14 protein-coding genes are annotated in these 16,435 nt (G+C 72.7%); 6 read left to right on the top strand and 8 right to left on the bottom strand.

The features are described 5' to 3' along the window. Positions 1-70 precede the first annotated feature (70 nt). From ABD126_RS31025 to ABD126_RS31005, 5 genes are all read right to left on the bottom strand, one after another. Positions 71-217 (bottom strand): hypothetical protein, encoded by a 147-nt coding sequence (locus ABD126_RS31025; RefSeq protein WP_343937682.1) that lies wholly within the window; start codon positions 215-217, stop codon positions 71-73. A 378-nt stretch (positions 218-595) separates the two neighbouring features. Further along, positions 596-2,041: a LuxR C-terminal-related transcriptional regulator gene (locus ABD126_RS31020; protein ID WP_343937680.1), complete on the bottom strand. Its 1,446-nt coding sequence runs from the start codon at positions 2,039-2,041 to the stop codon at positions 596-598. A gap of 38 nt (positions 2,042-2,079) precedes the next feature. Then, positions 2,080-3,660, bottom strand: coding sequence for an AMP-binding protein (locus ABD126_RS31015; RefSeq protein WP_343937678.1), 1,581 nt, complete (start codon positions 3,658-3,660; stop codon positions 2,080-2,082). After that, a complete protein-coding gene (locus ABD126_RS31010; protein WP_343937676.1) occupies positions 3,657-5,519 on the bottom strand; it encodes an SDR family oxidoreductase in 1,863 nt (620 codons plus the stop codon). The genes ABD126_RS31015 and ABD126_RS31010 overlap by 4 nt, the downstream gene beginning before the upstream one ends. A 419-nt stretch (positions 5,520-5,938) precedes the next feature. Continuing rightward, positions 5,939-6,148 (bottom strand): hypothetical protein, encoded by a 210-nt coding sequence (locus ABD126_RS31005; RefSeq protein WP_343937674.1) that lies wholly within the window; start codon positions 6,146-6,148, stop codon positions 5,939-5,941. A 164-nt stretch (positions 6,149-6,312) separates the two neighbouring features. Between ABD126_RS31005 and ABD126_RS31000 the strand changes: the two genes are divergently transcribed. Beyond that, positions 6,313-7,518: an NAD(P)/FAD-dependent oxidoreductase gene (locus ABD126_RS31000; protein WP_343937672.1), complete on the top strand. Its 1,206-nt coding sequence runs from the start codon at positions 6,313-6,315 to the stop codon at positions 7,516-7,518. A gap of 291 nt (positions 7,519-7,809) precedes the next feature. Here the strand turns inward: ABD126_RS31000 and ABD126_RS30995 are convergent, their stop codons facing one another. Then, entirely contained in the window at positions 7,810-8,277 is a 468-nt protein-coding gene (locus ABD126_RS30995; RefSeq protein WP_343937670.1) for a MarR family winged helix-turn-helix transcriptional regulator, read from the bottom strand. A 110-nt stretch (positions 8,278-8,387) separates the two neighbouring features. Between ABD126_RS30995 and ABD126_RS30990 the strand changes: the two genes are divergently transcribed. The 5 genes from ABD126_RS30990 to ABD126_RS30970 are packed head-to-tail and all read left to right on the top strand — an operon-like array spanning position 8,388 to position 14,299. Next, positions 8,388-9,371, top strand: a complete 984-nt coding sequence (locus ABD126_RS30990) for a tetratricopeptide repeat protein (protein ID WP_343937668.1) — start codon at positions 8,388-8,390, stop codon at positions 9,369-9,371. A gap of 10 nt (positions 9,372-9,381) precedes the next feature. Beyond that, positions 9,382-9,705: a hypothetical protein gene (locus ABD126_RS30985; protein WP_343937666.1), complete on the top strand. Its 324-nt coding sequence runs from the start codon at positions 9,382-9,384 to the stop codon at positions 9,703-9,705. 40 nt (positions 9,706-9,745) lie between these two features. Continuing rightward, positions 9,746-11,908 carry a protein translocase subunit SecD gene (gene secD, locus ABD126_RS30980; RefSeq protein ID WP_343937664.1) on the top strand — a complete coding sequence of 721 codons (2,163 nt, stop codon included), beginning with the start codon at positions 9,746-9,748 and terminating at the stop codon, positions 11,906-11,908. After that, positions 11,905-13,122 (top strand): cation:proton antiporter, encoded by a 1,218-nt coding sequence (locus tag ABD126_RS30975; protein WP_343937662.1) that lies wholly within the window; start codon positions 11,905-11,907, stop codon positions 13,120-13,122. The genes secD and ABD126_RS30975 overlap by 4 nt, the downstream gene beginning before the upstream one ends. A 16-nt stretch (positions 13,123-13,138) precedes the next feature. Further along, on the top strand, positions 13,139-14,299 hold the full coding sequence (locus ABD126_RS30970; protein WP_343937660.1) for a lactate 2-monooxygenase: 1,161 nt from the start codon (positions 13,139-13,141) through the stop codon (positions 14,297-14,299). Here ABD126_RS30970 and ABD126_RS30965 read toward each other — a convergent pair. Continuing rightward, positions 14,271-15,092 (bottom strand): ESX secretion-associated protein EspG, encoded by an 822-nt coding sequence (locus ABD126_RS30965; protein WP_343937658.1) that lies wholly within the window; start codon positions 15,090-15,092, stop codon positions 14,271-14,273. The two genes, ABD126_RS30970 and ABD126_RS30965, sit on opposite strands and share 29 nt — an antisense overlap. 10 nt (positions 15,093-15,102) lie before the next feature. Further along, on the bottom strand, positions 15,103-16,434 hold the full coding sequence (locus ABD126_RS30960) for a hypothetical protein (RefSeq protein WP_343937656.1): 1,332 nt from the start codon (positions 16,432-16,434) through the stop codon (positions 15,103-15,105). Position 16,435: the final 1 nt, after the last annotated feature.

The raw sequence follows: 16,435 nt of genomic DNA, 5'->3' as shown, positions 1-16,435 counted from the left end.
GAGTCCACTGTGCCCGAAGGCCGGGCCCGCGTGGTCGCGGACCCGGCCCTCGGGAGTCGTGCGTCGCGCCTTACGGCTGGACGTACGGCGGCGTGAAGATCTCCGTGGCCGTGCTCTCGCCCTGCACTTCCGCGCTCGCGGGAGCGGCCAGGACCGCTCCGAGGCCCGCGCACAGGGCGGCCACGGCGAGGATTCTGCGGATCGTGTTCACAACCATCGTCTAGCTCCGTTCGATCGGTAGCGGCCTGGACTGGAGGGGGTTGGCCGTACGGCCGGCGCGGCGGGGCCGGTTCCGCCTGATCGACCGGCCGCACCCGCACGGCCGGTGGGCACCCGGTGTCGCGGCGCGCGGGTGCGGTCCGCGGGGCCCCACTGCCCACCGACCACCCGCATCGCACTACCGCCGCTTCGCCAGGGGACGCAGGGAGAAGCGTCCAAGCGGAGCATGGCACACAGGTGTCGTGCGGCTCATCACCCAGTTCTGTCGCAGCGGCATAGGCAAATCCCCCAAGCGCGGTGGTGCTCTCGTCGTGAACATCCCACCATTGGCCGCACGGATCGGCCATCCCGGTCACGGCGGACCCGGGATGTGTTCTCAGCCACGGGACCCGTCGCCGAGGTCCACCCACCACACCGCGGCCCCGGCGCGGTCCCGCACGCCGATCGTCCGGTAGATCCGTTGCAGGTGGTTCTGCACGGTCTTGGGGGAGAGCCCCAGGTCGGCGGCGATGGCGGCGGTGCTCTCCCCGGACGCGACCCGGCGGAGCACCTCGATGCCCCGTTTGGTCAGGCCGGCGGCCAACGCCCGGGCGATGCGCCGGCTGACCTGTTCGGCGGTGGACGTGGCGCGCAGCGGCTCCCGCCGGTCCGGCGGGCGGGCGACGGTGGCCTCGCGGCGCGGTTCGAACCGCTGGTGCGCCAACTGCTCCACCAGCCGCGCGGACAGGTCGTGCTCGCGCATCCGCAACAGGTCGCGGCCCTCCTGGAGTTCCCACAGCCGGTACTGCTCCAGCTGGGCGCGGGCGTGCCGCAGGGCCGCGTCGAGGCGTCCGGTGCGCTCGTGGGCGGCGCTGAGCGCCCCGTGCGCCCGCACCGCCACCTCCCGGGCCAGGCACCCCATCGCCAGCTCGGCGGCGTGGGCGAGCAGCCGCACCTCGTCGGCGGGCCGGCCCCGCGCCCCGTTGACCCGGGCGCGGGCCATGAGCAGCTCGGCCTTGAGGACGGGCCGGTCGTGGCCCGCGAGGAGCTGGTCGGCGCGGCGGCACGAGCGCAGCGCCCGGTCGACGTCGCCGAGGTCGAGGCGGACGTGGGCGAGCAGCAGGTTGACCCGGGCCATCCGGATCGGGTCGTCCAGCTGCTTCCACTTCTCGCGGACCTGCGCGCACAGGGCTTCGGCGCGGCGCAGCTTGCGCAGGCACGGTTCCCCGTCCGAGCTGCACCGGGCGGCGGCGGAGCGGGTCATGCAGTGCTCGTGGTACTGCGTGCGCATCAGGTTGGCCTGCTCGAACAGGATCGAGCCGACCAGCTCGTGGTCGCCGGTCATCTCGGCCAGGCCCAGGGCGCGCGACAGCGAGTGCAGCGACCGCTCGCGGGAGTCCAGCCGCAGCTCGACCACGGCCTGGGCGTAGCTGCACCAGGCCTGGAGCTGGGTGTGGCGGTTGGCGGAGGCGATCTGGCGGACGCGGTCGATGGTGTCCAGCGCGCCGGGCAGCAGGCCGCGCTTGCCCAGCGCGACGGACTGGGTGAGCACGGCGAACGCGACGCCTTCCGCGTCGTCGAGCCAGGAGAAGGCGGCGACGGCCTTCTCGGCGGCTTCGAGGGCGTCGCCCGGACGGCCTTCGTCCAGCGCCCGGCGCGCTTCCCGCAGGTTGGCCAGCGCACCGGCGCGCGGGTCCGCCGGACGTGGCCGCTTGGGCGCCACCGCGTGGCCGGGTGCGGGTTCGGGGCCGGGTGGGGCCTCGCGTTCGGGTGTGGCCTCGTGGTCGGGTGATGTGACCGCGTGGTCGGGTGTGGCCTCGTGCGTCGGGTCGGTGCGTGGCACGGGAATCATCGGGTTCGCCCCCCGACGCGGAAGGATACTCACCGCAGTTCGCGCTTGAGCACCTTCCCGGTGGCGTTGCGCGGCAAGGCGTCGAGGAAGACCACCTCGCGCGGCACGGAGAACTTCGCGAGGTTCTCGCGCACGTGCTCGCGCACGGCCTCCGCGTCCAGCGCGCCGGGCTCGTCGCACACCACGTACGCGGCCAGCCGCTGGCCGAACTGGTCGTCCGGCACGCCCACCACGGCCACCTCGCGCACGCCCTTGAGGTCGGCGAGCAGGTCTTCCACCTCGCGCGGGTACACGTTCTCGCCGCCGGAGACGATCATCTCGTCGTCCCGGCCCGCCACGAACAGCAGGCCTTCGGCGTTGCGGTAGCCGACGTCACCGGTGGACATCAGGCCGTCGCGGACCTCCTTGTTGCCGCCGTTGGTGTAGCCGTCGAACAGCATGTCGTTGGTGACGAAGATCCGGCCGGTCGCGCCGGGCGGCACGGGCCGGCCGGCGTCGTCGAGGACCTCGACGCGGGTGCCGTGCGGCGGCAGGCCGGCGGTGTCGGGGTGGCGGATCAGCTCGTCCGGCTTGGCGATGCTGACCCACGACACCTCGGTCGAGCCGTACAGGTTGTAGAGGACGGGCCCGAGTTCTTCCAGGCACCGCTTGGCGACCGGCGGCGGCAGCGCCGAGCCGCTGGACGCGACCACGCGCAGGTGCGGCAGGTGCGCGCGGTGGTCGAGTTCGAGGATGCGTTGCAGCATCACGGGGACCACGAACAGCGCGTCGGCGCGGTGGGTGCGGGCGTCGTCCAGGGCGGTGGCCGGGTCGAACTTGCGGCGCAGCACGAAGGTCACGCCCAGGACCAGGCCGATCTGGAACGCGGCCAGGCCCCAGGTGTGGAACAGCGGCGCGGGCACGGCGAACCGGTCGCCCGCCTTGAGCGGGATGCGGGAGAGCAGGGCGGCGGCGGGCGTGAGGCTCGCCGGTTCGGGTCGCCTGGCGCCCTTCGGCGCGCCGGTGGTGCCCGAGGTCAGCACGATCATCCGGCCGCGCGGTGGCCGCTTGGGCAGCGTGGTGGCGGGGGAGCCGGCGATGAGTTCTTCCAGCGTGCGGCTCTTGGTGGGGCTGTCCACCCACGCGATGACGCGGCGGACCTTGCGCGGCGCGTTGGCCAGCAGGTCGCGGAACTCGGTGTCGGCCACGACCACGGACACGTCCTGCTCGCGCAGCACGGTCGCGATCTGGCCGGCGCTGAGCCCGGTGTTGAGCAGCACGGTGTCCGCGCCGAGCTTCACGCACGCGGTGGTCGTCTCGACGAACCCCCGGTGGTTGCGGCACAGCACGGCGACCTTGCTGCCGGCGGTGACGCCGAGGTCGCGCAGGCCGTGCGCCAGGCGGGTGGTCCGCTCGTCGACTTCCTTGTAGGACAGCGAACCGAGGTCGTCGATGATGGCGGGCCGGTCGGGGTGGCGGGCCGCGCCGATGGCGAACCCGGACGCGATGGTGATGTCCCACTGGAGGTAGGCGTCGAGGACCTTCAGCAGTTTCAGCGGGTTCATCGGGCGCACGACCCCGGCCTTGACCAGGACGAGCAGCGCGCGCGCCGCGGACGCGACCCGGTTCACCGCAGGGCCCGCAGGGTCAGGCGCGTCACGCCGGCGGCCACGGCGGCCAGCGGTGACGTGCGTTCGCTTCGTTCCGGCATCGCGCGGTATCCCAGGTGCACCAAGGACCTCATCGTCTTCGGGGCGAACTTCCGGGCCAGCTCGACCAGGACGCCCAGGGGCAGGTTCACTTCTTCAGGGCGGCGTTCGAGCGCGTGCACCACCCACTGCGCGGCGCGTTCCGGGCTGGCGGCGGGGAACGCGTCGTAGACCTTGGAGGGGCCGATCATCGGCGTGCGGACCAGCGGCATGCGCACCGACGTGAAGGTGACGCCGTCCGCGACGGTCTCGCTCGCCGCGACCCGGCTGAACGCGTCGAGCGCGGACTTCGAGGCGAGGTAGGCGGAGAAGCGCGGGGTGCCGATCTGCACGCCCATGCTGGAGATGTTCACGACGTGCCCGAACCGGCGTTCCCGCATGTGCGGGAGCAGGCCGAGGATCAGGCGCAGCGGGGCGAAGTAGTTCAACGCCATCGTGCGCTCGTAGTCGTGCAGGCGGTCCACGCTGAGGTGCACCGACCGGCGGATCGAGCGGCCCGCGTTGTTGACCAGCATGTCGATGCCGTCGTGGTCGGCGAGCACTTGTTTGAGCAGGGCTTCGACGGCTTCGGCGTCGGTGAGGTCGCACGGGTGGGGGTGCGCCCGGCCGCCGTCGCGGCGGATCTCGTCGGCGACCTGGTCGAGTTCTTCGGCCCGCCGGGCGACGAGCAGGACGGTCGCGCCCTTCTTGGCGACGGCCAGCGCCGTGGCCCGGCCGATGCCCGAGGACGCGCCGGTGATCAGGACGGTGCGGCCGGCGAGACCGTGCCGGCGGGCCGCGCGCAGCGGGTCCAGGTGCTCGCGCCAGTAGCGCCAGAGGGTGTCGGCGTAGGTGTGCAACGGCGGCGGTTCGAGGCCCGTGGTGGTGCGGGTGATCGTGGAGTCGAAGGTGGCGTTGAGGGCCAGGTTCGGCAGGACCTGCGGCGGGATGCCCAATTCGGTGAGGGTGCCGGTGAGGATCGCGCTGGTCGGGGTGGCCGGGAGGGGGAGCGTCGGCCAGGCGGCGCGGACGACGGGGGCGCCGGCGGGTTTCGCGAGGGCGTTGTAGACGTCGGTGAGGGCGGTGTTGTCGGCGGTGAGGTGGAACGTGCTGCGGTCGGGGACGTCGGCGTGGATGAGGCGGTCGAGCGCCTCGACGACGTAGTCGACCGGGACGATGTTCGTCGCGCCGAGGTGCGGGGCCAGGAGGGGCAGCCGGGCCGGGAGGTGGGCCAGGGCGGCGATCAGCGGGAAGAAGTAGTAGGGCCCGTCGACCTTGTCGATCTCGCCGGTGGACGAGTCGCCGACGACGGCGGCGGGCCGGTAGACGCGCCAGCGGGTGTCGGTGGCGGCGCGGACGAGCTTCTCGGCCTCGAACTTGGTCCGGTGGTAGGGGGAGGGGTGCTGCTGGCCGAGGTCGAAGTCGTCCTCGTGGAACGTGCCCCGGTAGTCGCCGGCGACGGCGATGGAGGAGACGTGGTGCAGGACGCTCCCGTGGGCGCGGGCGTGGTCGAGGACGTTGCGCGTGCCGACGACGTTGGTGAGGTGCTGCTCGTCGTCGGGGGCGGTGAGGTCGTAGATCGCGCCGAGGTGGACCACGTGGTCGGCGGCGGGCGTGTCGGGGCCGAGCGGGTCGCGCAGGTCGCCCGGGACGACGGTGAGCTTGTCGTGCTTCGCGACCCGGTCCGCCGAGCGCGGCCGGACCAGCACGAACACGTGCTCGCAGTCGGGCCGAGCCAGAAGCCTCCCGACCAGGCGGCGGCCGATGAAGCCCGTCGCGCCGGTGACGAAGTAGGTGCTCACGGCTCGATAGTGGCACTACCTACCCGCGAGTAGGAAGAGTGTTCGCCGAAATTGTCGGTGGCGGGTGGGACACTGGTCAACGGGGGGCGCGGGCCGGCCCTGGGGTCGACTCGGGCGCGCTGACCTGGGGTTTCGCGGGTTGCGGGTGGGATGGTCGGCTCGGTGGGGAGCGGTGCCGGATGCCGTGTGGTGAGCACGCCGGGACAACTCCGCGCGCGGGCTGCCGGCCGGTGGGTGCCGGTCGGTGGGTGCCGGTCGGTGGGTGCCGGTCGGTGGTGCCAGCCGGTGGGTGCTGGCCGGTGGCTGCCGGTCGGTGGTGCTGCCGGTGGGTGCCAGCCGGTGGGTGCCGGTCGGTGGTGCCGGCCGGTGGGTGCCGGCTGGGACCCGAGTGCTCGTGATCGACCGAGTGCCGGTCGAGGTCAGTCCGCCGGGCCGGACGCGTTGACCACCGCGTCGCGCAGTGCCGCGCGCAAGCGGCCGACCTCCAGCGGGGTCAGCACGGCGGCCTCGCCCGGCGGCACGGTCACCACCACGTGCCCCTGGCTGACGAAGACGGTCATGTCACGGCGACGGGATGCGATGTCGCGACAAGAGATCTGCCACTCCTTGCCTGTACCCACGGCCCCCATACCTCCCACTTCTCGACACGGGTGCTCGGACCAATCCGGGTGCGCCCGGGGAAGGGACGCACGGGGGTTGGTGCCATGACGGGAAAAATCCCGACGGGCGACCGTGCCGAGCTGTCGATAGCGTCGCATGTGGTCATCGCTCCAGTCACCTGGGAGGGTGAATAATGGCTGAACCGCAACGGATCGTGATAATCGGGTCGGGCCTGGCCGGCGCCTCGACGGCCGGTGCGTTGCGGGAACGGGGGTACGACGGCGCGGTCGTGGTGTTCGGCCGGGAGCGGCACCAGCCCTACGAGCTGCCGGCCCTGTCCAAAGATGTGCTGGTCGGGAACGCCGAGTGGCCCAATCGGGTGCACGAGCCCGGCTTCTACGAGACGCACGGCGTGGAACTCCGGTTGGGGGTCGAGGTCACCGAGGTCCGCGTTGGCGAACGGGTGATCGTGGACTCCGGAGGAGCAACCCATTCGTACGATCGGCTGGTGCTGGCCACCGGCTCGGTGCCGCGCCGGCTGCCCGTCCCGGGCGGAGACCTCCCAGGTTTGCGGGTGCTGAGGACGGTCGAGGACTCGCTGGCGCTGCGGGAGCGGTTGGCGCCTGGGGTGCGGGTCGTGGTGGTGGGCGCCGGCTGGATCGGGTGCGAGGTCGCGGCGGCTGCCCGCGTGCGCGGGGCCGAGGTGACGGTCGTGGACCCCGTCGACCTGCCCCTGCGGCGGGTGTTGGGGCCGGTGGTGGGAGAGGTGTTCCGGAACCTGCACGCCGAGCGCGGGGTCGCGTGGCGGCTGGGCGTCGGGGTGGACGGGTTCCTGCCGAACGGCGTGCGCCTCGCGGACGGGTCCGTGGTCGAGGGTGACGTGGTGGTCGTGGGCGTCGGCGCGCGGCCGTCGCTGGAGTTGGCGGAGAAGGCCGGACTGGCGCTGGCCGAGGGCGGCGTGGCGGTGGACCCGGCCCTGCGGACCTCGGTGCCGGAGGTGTGCGCGGTGGGCGACATCGCGGCGCACGACCACCCCCGGTACGGCCGGCGCGTGCGGGTCGAGCACTGGGCGAACGCGAAGGACCAGGGCGCGCACGTCGCGGGGACGCTGCTCGGGCGCGGCGACCCGTACGTCGCGGCGCCGTACTTCTTCTCCGACCAGTACGACCTGGGGATGGAGTACCGGGGGTTGGCGGATGCCGAGAAGGACCAGTTGGTGGTGCGGGGGTCGTTGGCGGCGCGGGACTTCACCGCGTTCTGGGTGCGGGACGGGCGGTTGCGGGCGGCCATGAACGTCAACCAGTGGGACGACGGGGTCGCTTTGCAGGCGCTGGTGGATTCTCAGGCTGCCGTTTCTCCTGATCAGCTCCGGTCTTCCAGTCTTTCGGACTTGGTTTGAGCCTTGGGTGCTTCGCGCTCTCAAGATCAAAAGCTTAAAAGATCAAAAGCGGCTGGGGAGGCCAGTGGGGGGAAGGGCCTGCGTGTTCCCCACCGCATGACCTGGCGGAGCCGACCACAGATTTCCCCGGGTGCCGCTAAAACTTTTGCTCGTTCCTCGCAAAACTTTCGGCGTCACCCGGGGAAATCTGTGGTAGCCCTTCGGGCAGGTCATACGGTGGGGAACACGAAGGCCCCTTGTGGCTGGTAGCTCAGCCGCCGCTGCGCGGCGGGGAGTGCCGTTTGGGTGTTTTTAGAGGCAGGAGCCGGTGTTGGGGCTGGTGTTTGCGGCGATCACGCGGTTGAGGAGGGTGCGCAGGGTTTGGCGTTCTTGTGGGGTCAGGGCGGCGGTGAAGGTGTTTTCCGCTTTGCTGTGTAGGGCTTGTACTTCGGACTGGACTTCGCGGCCCTTTTCGGTGATCGCCGGGAAGCGGACTCGGCGGTCGGCTGGGTCTGGTTCGCGGATGACCAGGCCCGCGCGTTCCAGGCGGTCCAGTTCGGCGGTGAGGGTGGTTTTGTCCAGGCCCAGGGCCGCGCCCAGGGCTAGTTGGGTCCGGCGTGGGGCTTCGGCGGTCAGGGCCGTCAGGACCAGTTGGCCGCGGGTGGTGATGCCGTGGACCGAGGAGGCCTCCTGGGCTGCCGCTCCCAGCTTCTGCGCCGCTCGGTGCAGGAGGAAGTTCAGGTCTGCCTGGCTGACGCAGCCCGGGTCCAGGGGCTCCATGCAACCGATGATACGTCTACGGTGGTTACTTTCCAAGAAAGACGTCTCGTCCCGGACGGTCGCGGTCGCCCGATGGTGTACCGGCGGCTCGCTGTCACACTGTCCGCGGAGTGCGGGAGGTGGGGATGGGCGAGTCGATCGCCGCGGTGGTGGTGCGGGCCGCAGAGCTCACCGCACGTGGGTTGCCGCGCAAGGCCATCGACCTGTTGCGGCCCGCGCTGGTCGCTCATCCGCTGCACGCCGAGGCCTGGTGCCGGTTGGCCGCGGCGCACCTCGACGTGGGTGAGCCCGACCCGGCGCTGGACGCGGCGAAGCGCGCACTCGTGCTGGACGGCGACCACGCCTGGGCCCAGCGGTTGGCGGCCCTGGCGTTGAGCGAGTTGGGGCGGCACGCCGAGGCGGCGGTGGCGGCTCGGGAGTGCGTTCGGCGCAAACCCGGGGACTGGCGGTGTCGGGTCGTGCTCGCCGAGGTGTTGGCGGCGGCCCCGGAGACGCGGGTCGAAGCGGTCGAGGTGGCTCGGGAGGCCGCTCACCTCGCGCCCACCGAGGCGCGGGCGTTCCAGGTGCTCGGGGACGCGGCGTTGCGGGTGCGGGACTGGGGGACGGCCGAGTGGGCTTACCGGTCCGCCCTGGCGTTGGACCCGGCGGACGAGGACGTGCACGCGAACCTGGCCACCGTGCGGCGCAAGCGGGGTGCGTCGGGGCGGCCGTCGGGGGACGCGTTGAGCCGGGCACACGAACTGGTGTGGCCGCTCTTCTCGCGGGTGGCCGCGATGCTGGTGGCGGGTGGGTTGTTGTTGCTGCTCGCCGGGATGCCGAAGCCGACGCCGTGGATCGGGTGGTTCTCCGGGGCGCTGGTGCTGGCGGTGTGCGTGGTGGTGGGGCGGGTGGCGCTGCGGCGGGCGGTGTGGGCGTTGCCGCGGTACCGGCCGAAGGTCGCCGTGGTGGCGGTGCTGTTCGGGCTGTCGACGCTGGTGCTCGTGGGGTGGACGGTCGCGTTGTTCCTGGGTGCCACGACGATGCAGCCGCTGGTCATCGCGTGGCTGTGCGCGCTGGCCGGCGGATCCGTCGTCGTGCTCGGCGGCGGTCGGTAGCCTGGGGGTCGTGACGAGGTTGCTGACGGTCCTGGCGTTGATCGCCGGGTTCGTCGTCGCCGCGCCCGTCGCGCTCGACCGCGGTGATGGCGCGGCCTTCGCCGCCGCGGTGGACGCTGTGCACCTTCCGGGCACGGCCACCACGCGGGCGACGATCCACCCCGTCCAGCAAGGGCACCACGGCCAGCCGCTCGACGGCGTCCAGCCGCCCGTTCACGTCGCACCCCAGCCCCGGCGGTTCGCCGATGTCGTCGAGCCGACCCGTGGTGATCCCGAAAGGGCGGGCAGCGGTCCGCTCGGTGATCGTGCGCCGCCGTTGACCTCCGGTTCCTGAGTCTTCGTAGTCCTTCCTGACCGCCGGAGGTCATCCCGTCATGCCGCGCTCCAGCGCGCGGCGAGAGCTGCTCGTCCGAGGGTTGTTGTCCCTCGGCGTCCTCGCCGCGTCCACGTTCGTCCTGCTCACCAGCCAGCCGCGCCTTGGTCTCGACCTGCGCGGTGGCACACAGATCGTTCTGGAAACACCGTCCGAGGCCACGTCCGACAACACCGACCGCGCGATGGAGGTGTTGCGCCGGCGCGTGGACGAGTTGGGGGTGGCCGAGCCCGTGTTGGCGCGGTCGGGTGATCACCGCATCGTCGTGGAACTGCCCGGGGTGCAGGACCCGGCGGAAGCCATCGAGGTGCTTGGTCGCACCGCGCAACTGGCTGTGCAGCCGGTCACTGGACCGGGTGAAGTTGTGACGCCCGATGGTGATTCGGTGGGGCTGGGTCCGGTCGTGCTGACCGGCGAGGGGATCAAGGGTGCCCAAGCCGCGCCGAACCCGGCTGGGGCCGGGTACGTGGTGTCGGTCGACTTCCAAGGAGACGCGCCTTCCCGGTGGCAGAAGGTGACCGCCGAGGCTGCCTGTCACCCGCCGGGTGACACCCGGCGGCGGGTCGCGTTCGTGCTGGACGGCAAGGTGGTGTCCGCGCCGCAGGTCGATCCGTCGGTCGCGTGCGGCACCGGCATGATCGGCGGCAGCACGCAGATCACCGGGAAGTTCGGCCGGGACGAGGCGCGGGAGTTGGCGCTGGTGATCCGGTCCGGCGCGTTGCCGGTGCCGGTGGAGGTCGTGGAGCAGCGGACCGTGGGGCCCACGTTGGGGGCCGAGGCGATCGACGCCAGTGCGCGGGCGGCGGTCATCGGGATCGTGCTGACCGGGTTGTTCCTGGTGTTCGTCTACCGGCTCGCGGGGCTGGTCGCAGTGCTGGCGCTGGGCGGGTACGCGGCGGTGGCGTACGCGGCCTTGTTGGCTGTCGGGGCGACGTTGACCCTGCCCGGGTTGGCCGGGTTCGTGCTGGCCATCGGCATGGCGGTGGACGCGAACGTGCTGGTCTTCGAGCGGTCGCGGGAGGAGTTCGCTCGGCGCAAGCGTTTGCCGCGGTCGGTGGACCAGGGGTTCAAGGGTGCGCTGAGCGCGGTCGCCGACTCCAACGTGACGACGTTGCTGGCCGCCGGGTTGCTGTTCTGGCTGGCCACCGGGCCGGTCAAGGGGTTCGGGGTCACGCTGTCGATCGGTGTGCTGGCGTCGCTGTTCAGCGCGTTGGTGCTGACGCGGGTGTTGTTGCACCTGGTCATGCCGGTGCTGGAGCGGCGGCCCCGGTGGAGCGGCCTGCACGACCCGGGGCGCGTGCGGACGTGGCTGGCCGGCAAGGGGTTCGAGCTGTTCCGGCCGCCCCGGCGGTGGCTGCCGGCCGCCGGTGTGGTCGCGGCGGTGGCGGTCGCGGGGTTGTTCGCGCGCGGGCTGGAGCTGGGGGTGGAGTTCACCGGCGGGCGGATGATCGAGTACACCGCGTCCGGTGTGGACGCCGGGCGGGTGCGGGCCGAGCTGGCAGCGGCCGGGTTCGGCGACGCCGTCGTGGCGACCTCGGGGGACAACGGGATCTCCGTGCGGACCGGGCCGATCGACGAGGCGCAGGCGGCGCGGGTCGGCGACGCCGTGGACCGGGCCGTCGGCGGCGCTTCGCAGGTCCGCGACGAGTTGATCGGACCGTCGTTGGGGGCGGAGCTGCGGCGCAACGCGCTGGTGGCGCTGGCCATCGCGGTGGCCGCGCAGCTGGCGTACCTGGCGGTGCGGTTCGACTGGCGGTTGGGGCTGGCGACCGTGGTCGCGCTGGTGGCCGACGTGGTGGTGCTGGTGGGCGCGTTCGCGTGGCTGGGCAAGACGGTGGACGGGGTGTTCCTGGCCGCGTTGCTGACCGTGATCGGGTACTCGGTGAACGACTCGGTGGTGGTGTTCGACCGGGTGCGCGAGCTGCGCCGGGCGCGGCGGTCCTCGCCGTACGCGGAGGTGGTGTCCGCGGCGGTGCTGCAAACCGTGCCGCGGACGGTGAACACCGGCATCGGTGTGTTGTTCGTGCTGGCCGCGCTGCTGGTGCTGGGTGACGGGTCGCTCGCCGACTTCGCCACCGCGCTGCTGATCGGGCTCGTCGCCGGTACCGTCTCGACCGTCCTGACGGCGGCGCCGGTCGCGATCGCGCTGGAGGCTCGACGATGAACACAGGCCACGCCCTGCTCGCGGTCGGCGGCGCGTTCCTGGCGGCGGGCCTGATCGCCCGCGCCGGTGTCCGCATCGGACTGCCGACCATCCCGCTGTTCATGGTGGCGGGCATCCTGTTCGGACCCAACACACCTGGTCTGTCCCTTGTGGACGACCCGGCGGAGATGGGTGTGCTGGCCGGCCTCGGCCTGGTGTTCCTGCTGTTCTACCTCGGGCTTGAGTTCTCCGTGGACGACCTGGTATCCGGCGGGCGCCGGCTCGCGTTCGCCGGCGTCGGGTACCTGGCGCTCAACATCGGCGGCGGGCTGGCGTTCGGGTTCGCGCTCGGGTGGGGGTCGCGGGAGGCGCTGGTGGTGGCCGGGGCGATCGGGATCTCGTCGTCGGCGATCGTGACCAAGCTGCTGGTCGAGGCGCAGCGGTTGCGGCGGCCGGAGTCCCGGCTGGTCATGGGCATCATCGTGATCGAGGACGTGTTCCTGGCCCTGTACCTGGCGGTGCTGCAACCGGTGCTCGGCGGCACGTCGGGCGTGCGGGCGCTGCTGGACTTCGGCAAGGCGTTCCTGTTCCTGCTGGTGCTCGCGGCCATCGCCCGGTGGGGTGGCCGGGTCGTGACCAGGCTGTTCGGGCGGATGGACGACGAACTGCTGGTGGTGTGCTTCGTCGGCGTGGCGGTGACCGGCGCGGCGGTGGCGCACGAACTGGGCGTGTCCGACGCGATCGGGGCGTTCATGGTCGGCGCGGTGCTCGGCGGTTCCGGGGTGGCGTCCCGGGTGCACAAGCTGGTGCTGCCGCTGCGCGACGCGTTCGGGGCGCTGTTCTTCTTCATCTTCGGGCTGAGCATCGACCCGGGGGCCGTGGGCGGCGTGGTGCTGCCGGTGCTGGTGGCGGTGGCGGTGACGATCGTGCTCAACCTGGGCGCGGGGCTGTTCGCGGCGAAGCTGCACTCGTTCGACCGGCAGCAAGCCGTGGACATCGGGCTGACGGTGCTGACGCGCGGCGAGTTCTCGCTGGTCCTGGCGGCGATGGCGGTGGCGGCGGGCCTGGACTCGCGGGTCGCGCCGTTCGTGGCCGGGTACGTGCTGCTGCTGGCCGTCATCGGGCCGTTGGCGGTGCTGCGGTCGGAGCGGCTGACGTGGCTGCTGCCCCGGCGGTGGTTCGGCGAGGACCTTGCGGTGGCCGGGGATCGGGTCGAGCATGATCGGCGGACGTGATGTGGAGGAGGGACGCATGACGGGATTCGCCGGGTACCAGAACGAGATCTACCTCCAAGGCCTGGCCGGGCAGGTGCCGCCGTTCACCACCGACCCGGAGGCGCTGGAGGCCTCCGCGCGGGAGCGGCTCGGGCCGGGGCCGTTCTGGTACGTCGCCGGGGCCGCCGGGTCCGGGGCCACCGCGCGGGCCAACCGGGAGGCGTTCGACGAGTGGCGGATCGTGCCGCGGATGCTCACCAACGCCACCGAGCGGCACCTCGGCGTGTCCGTGCTGGGCACGAAGCTGCCCGCGCCGGTGCTGCTCGCGCCGGTCGGGGTGCAGTCGATCCTGCACCCGGACGGCGAGCTGGCCACCGCGCGGGCCGCCGCCGAACTCGGTGTGCCGTTCGTGCTGTCCACCGCTTCCTCGCACACGATCGAGGAGGTGGCGGAGGCCGCCGGGGACGGGGCGCGGTGGTTCCAGCTGTACTGGCCGAACGACCCGGACGTGTGCGTGAGCATCCTCGACCGGGCGCGCAAGGCCGGGTTCTCCGTCCTGGTGGTCACGCTGGACACGTGGACGCTGGCGTGGCGCCCCCACGACCTCGACCGGTCCTACCTGCCGTTCCTGCGCGGCGTCGGCACGGCCATCCCGTTCTCCGACCCCGCGTTCCGGGCGGGCCTCGCCGCGCCGCCGGAGGAGGACCGGCCGATGGCGATCCTGCGGTGGGTGCAGCTGTTCACCGGCACCGACAAGTCGTGGGACCAGGTCGCGTTCCTGCGCGAGCACTGGGACGGGCCGATCGTGCTCAAGGGCATCCAGCACCCCGACGACGCGCGCAAGGCCGTGGACGCGGGCGTGCAGGGCATCGTGGTGTCCAACCACGGCGGGCGGCAGGTCGACGGTGCGGTGGCGTCGCTGGAGGTGTTGCCGGAGATCGCCGCGGCGGTGGGCGAGCAGGTCGAGGTGCTGTTCGACTCGGGCGTCCGGACCGGCGCGGACGTCGTGAAGGCGTTGGCGCTGGGCGCTTCCGCGGTCATGGTCGGGCGGCCGTTCGCCTACGGCCTGGCCCACGGCGGGCAGGTCGGCGTGCGGCACGTGCTGCGCGGGCTGCTCGCCGACTTCGACCTCACCCTGGGCCTGTCCGGGCACCGCAGCCCGGCCGAGCTCAGCCCCGAGGTGTTGCGGCGTCGCTGAGCCGGCGCAACCGGTCCTGGAGGGTGGCGAAGTCGGCGGGCTGCACGGTGATCCACGGGGTCCCGTCGCCGCCCTTCGACTTCGCCGACAGGTACCGGCCGGTGATCGTGTCGAAGAACGTCAGCGGCGCCTCGCAGCGCTGCTTGCGGCCGAACCGGTCGCGGCGGGCGGCGAACAGCTGCCCGCCGCCGGTCCGCTTCTCCGCCAACAGGTTCTTGAGCTGCCGGGCCTCCGCGACGTGCGCGCCGGTCGGCCGGCTGGCCTGGAGGAAGCTGCGCTCGTACTCCTCGTTGTACGACGGTGGTTTCGGCTTGTCGTTCAACGCGTCCGCGGGCAGCGAGAGCACCCCGCCCCGGCCCGGCTTGGCCTCGGGCAGGGCGGCGACCAGCGACCCGACGGCGTCCTCCGGGCGCACCGGTTCGAGCACGAAGTGCTTGTCCGGCCGCAGGACCACGCGCACCGCGTCGTCGCCCGACTGGGCCACCAGCGCGGTGCGCGTGTCGCCGTCACCCTCGTTGAAGAACGCGTAGTACTCCGTGCCGGCCTCGGCGATGAGCCGCAGCGCGCGGCCCAGGTCGGGGTGCACCTGCCGGCCGCGCGCCAGGCCGAGCCGCTCCAACTCCGCCCAGCCGCCCCGCGCGAGGTCCGCCAGACCGCCCAGGTCGCCCTCGGCGAGGCGGTCGGCGTCGAAGTCGACCTCGGTCAGCAGCGCGTTGTGCAGCGTCGGCAGCCCCTCGGCCTGCCAGGCGTTGTAGAGCGCGACGACCGGGATCGCCACCTTGGTGCGCAGCACTGCTCTCCCCCTACTCGCCGATGACCGGCGGGGCGACCATCGTGCCGTCGCCGAAGATGTCCTCGGTCTCCTGCAGGTACGAGGCGGACTTGTGCTCCTTGTCCTCGTCCCCCTGCCCCCGGCCGGCACCGGCGCCCATGCCGCCCATGCCGGCGCCCGGAGCGCCACCACGCCCGGCCGCGCCACCGCCACCGGGGCCGAACCCGCCCGCGCCCCCACCGGGCCCGAACCCGCGCTCACCGCCTGGCATGACCCCGGCCGCGCCACCACCCGGCCCGAACCCGCCACCGGGTCCGCCCAGGCCACCGGGCATGCCGGGCATGCGGCCGAGCCCGCCGCCACCGCCGCCTCTGCCGCCGCCGGGACCACCGCCCGGCCCGCCCGGCCCACCGGGTCCGCCCGGGAGCCGTCCGCCGCCGGGTCCGGGCGTGGGCACGCGTGGCCGGTTGTTGGGGTTGCGCGGGTCGTTCGGGTTTCGCGGGTCGTAGGGGAGCCTGGGGTCGTACGGCAGCCGGGGGTCGTAGGGCAGTCGCGGGTCACCCGGCCGCGGCGGGTCCACGGTGACCGGCGGCGGCACCGGCCGGTCGATCGGCGGGACCACCTCGGACTTCTTCAGGTCGCCGCCACCGTCGCCGGGGTTCGGCGGCGGCGGGGTGACCGGGGGCAGCGGCGGGTTGGTCCGGTCCTTGCCGTCACCGTCACCGTCGCCACCGCCGTCGTCGGGCGGCAGGGGCTGCCACTCCCTGGGTGGCGTGATCGGCGGCGGAGTGGGTTGCTCGATGCCGCCGCCCATCTCGTCGGGCGACTGGAACGTGGGCATCGAGGCGCTGGCCGAGTTGGCGGCGTTGCCGTACGCGGAGAGGACCTGGACGTTGCGGGAGTTGACCTCTTGGCTCTTCTCGACCGCGTCGTCGTAGTCGGTGTCCCACGGGACCACGCCGTTGTACCAGGGCTTGTCCGGGACGTCGACGGGCTTCTCGACGGAGTCGCGGGCGTGCCGGAAGGAGTCGCTGATGTCGCTGGTGCCCCGCGAGGCGATCATCGCGCTGTCGCCGGCGGCGGCGGACCACGTGGCCAGCGGGGTGGTGGCGGCCCGGGCCTGGTCACCGGCGGCGCCCTCCCACGACGCGCCGGAGTTGCGAACGGCCGTCTCGATCAGGGAGGTGACCTCGTCCTGGTGCTCCCGGACCTTGGCCCAGTTCTGCGTGGTCGAGTCGGTCGTCTGCTCGGGCCCCTTGCCGTCCTTGAACCAGCCGTAGATCTTGTCCGCGCCGATGCCCATCTGGAGGAGCATGAGACCGGGCAGGTCCATGTCCACCGCGGGTGCTGAGGGAGGAGTCATG

The organism is Saccharothrix mutabilis subsp. mutabilis (genome assembly GCF_039521145.1).
In the GTDB taxonomy this organism is placed as follows: domain Bacteria; phylum Actinomycetota; class Actinomycetes; order Mycobacteriales; family Pseudonocardiaceae; genus Actinosynnema; species Actinosynnema mutabilis.
This window is presented reverse-complemented; position numbering and strand designations above follow the sequence as displayed.